The sequence below is a fragment of the Anaeromusa sp. genome, assembly GCF_028691475.1.
GTDB lineage: Bacteria > Bacillota > Negativicutes > Anaeromusales > Anaeromusaceae > Anaeromusa.
The window spans coordinates 1-1,798 of record NZ_JAQUZF010000129.1; the positions used below are offsets into that span (position 1 = coordinate 1).

Below are 1,798 nucleotides of genomic sequence, written 5' to 3' on the forward strand. Positions count from 1 at the left end.
TTGGTGTGTAGCAACTTTAATTGTATGTGAGTTATTTACTTTATGCTCATTTTTTTGTGCAAAAAAATGTTGAGGTAAACATGCTCTTGCGTGCTTACCCCAACATTTATTATAGAACCGCTTTTTGAACATCTTTAATTTCTCCCGTGGTGGTGCTTGGGCTTTTTCGGCAGCTGCGAACGGTTTTTTCGTTTTTCTTTCAGGGCTAAACGAGCGGCGGCTTTGGCAGCTTTTGCTTGATGATGCGTCCAAAACTTCCAGATGGCGTAAGCAGTCCCTAGAATTACCGCTGGCAGCAGGTTCCAAAAGAGCAAATCTATTTCTTCTGCGGACATGGCGTTCCTCCTGGTATTTTTTAATTTGTTTTATTGTACCGGCAGAATGAAGTTTTGTACATAGAAAGGAGCTGGATTATAAAAATAAAGTTGCGGCCAGAAAGCATGGCTTTGAAAACCATAGGAATCCGTGTACAATAAAACCATCATTACAATAATAAGGGGGGCCTTGGGTATGACGGATTGCAAGCGGCTTATGGAAGAGCGGCGTTCCGTGAATTTCTTTGATGCGGCGCAGCCGTTGACGCCGGAGCTTTTACGGCAGATTGTGGAATTGGCGTCGCTGGCGCCGTCGGCCTTTAATTTACAGCCTTGGCGGCTCATCGCCGTGCGCAGTCCGGAGGGGCGGGAACGGCTGTGGCGGTTAGCGCAGCAGCAGCCAAAGGTGTTGGAAGCGCCGGTAACGTTGATCGTCGTTGGGGATCGTGGTGCTTGGCAAGGCGACAATCCGGCCTGGGGAGAGCTGGCAGCCATGCTGGGTGGCGCGGAGGCCGTGAAACCCTACTTGGCCATGGCGGAAGCGCTCTATGGCGCCACGACGGAGCGGCGCATCAAATTTGCTGAGAGCAACGCGGCTCTTTTGGCGATGTCGGTGGTATACGCGGCGCGATGTTTTGGAGTGGAGGGACACTTCATGTCGGGCATTGATTTTGCGGGCATTAAGCAAGAGTTTGCCTTGGATGAGGATGAGGAAGTGGTAATGCTTTTGGCGCTGGGCTATGCGGAGGGAGGCAAGGTGCTATACCCCCGGAGAAAACGCCAGTCTTATGATGAATTGGTGGAGGAAGTCTAATGGAAGTTGTGAGCGCCTGTTTAGCTGGCATAGCTTGCCGATATGACGGAACGGCCCAGGAAGCGCCGGAGATAGTGGCGGCGGTGCGCCAAGGGAAAGCGCTGCCTCTTTGCCCGGAGATGCTGGGCGGGCTGCCGGCGCCTCGGCAAGCGGCGGAAATCAAAGAGGGCTGCGTAGTAACGGCGGAAGGTATTGATTTGACGCAGCCCTTTCAAAAAGGCGCGGAGATTGCCACGCAAATCGCCATTCTCGCAGGCTGCCGCAAGGCGGTCCTCAAAGCTCGTTCGCCCAGCTGCGGTTGCGGGCGAATTTATGACGGAACTTTTTCCGGTCATCTGGTTGAAGGCGACGGATTATGGGCGCAGGCATTAAAAAAAGCAGGCATTGAAGTGAAAGTGCGATAAAATAGGCTATTGAACAAGAGAATCGGAGTCACGGGAGGGTACGCAGGAGAGATTTCTCTTTTATGTCCTTTCGTGACTCTTTTATTTATATACCAGAATTTATAAAACGAACCGCGAAACACACGAAATACGCGAAAGGGTTTATGAATTGGTTCAGGGGGACGGTTCTCTTGAACCAATTCTGCTTGGGCTGACTCAGGAGAACCGTCCCCCTGAACCAATAATTCTCATTCGAGCCCTCAGATTCTCCGATTCTCTTGTTCAAA

Annotated in this window: 3 protein-coding genes; 2 read left to right on the forward strand and 1 reads right to left on the reverse strand. The window is 51.2% G+C overall.

What is annotated here, in order from left to right; genetic code table 11:
• Positions 1 to 134: 134 nt before the first annotated feature.
• Positions 135 to 335 (reverse strand): hypothetical protein, encoded by a 201-nt coding sequence (locus PHF27_RS12600; RefSeq protein ID WP_300070690.1) that lies wholly within the window; start codon positions 333 to 335, stop codon positions 135 to 137.
• 130 nt (positions 336 to 465) lie between these two features.
• Between PHF27_RS12600 and PHF27_RS12605 the strand changes: the two genes are divergently transcribed.
• A complete protein-coding gene (locus PHF27_RS12605) occupies positions 466 to 1,128 on the forward strand; it encodes a nitroreductase family protein (RefSeq protein WP_300070693.1) in 663 nt (220 codons plus the stop codon).
• Positions 1,128 to 1,532 carry a DUF523 domain-containing protein gene (locus tag PHF27_RS12610; protein WP_300070696.1) on the forward strand — a complete coding sequence of 135 codons (405 nt, stop codon included), beginning with the start codon at positions 1,128 to 1,130 and terminating at the stop codon, positions 1,530 to 1,532. The genes PHF27_RS12605 and PHF27_RS12610 overlap by 1 nt, the downstream gene beginning before the upstream one ends.
• The last annotated feature ends 266 nt before the right edge of the window (positions 1,533 to 1,798 follow it).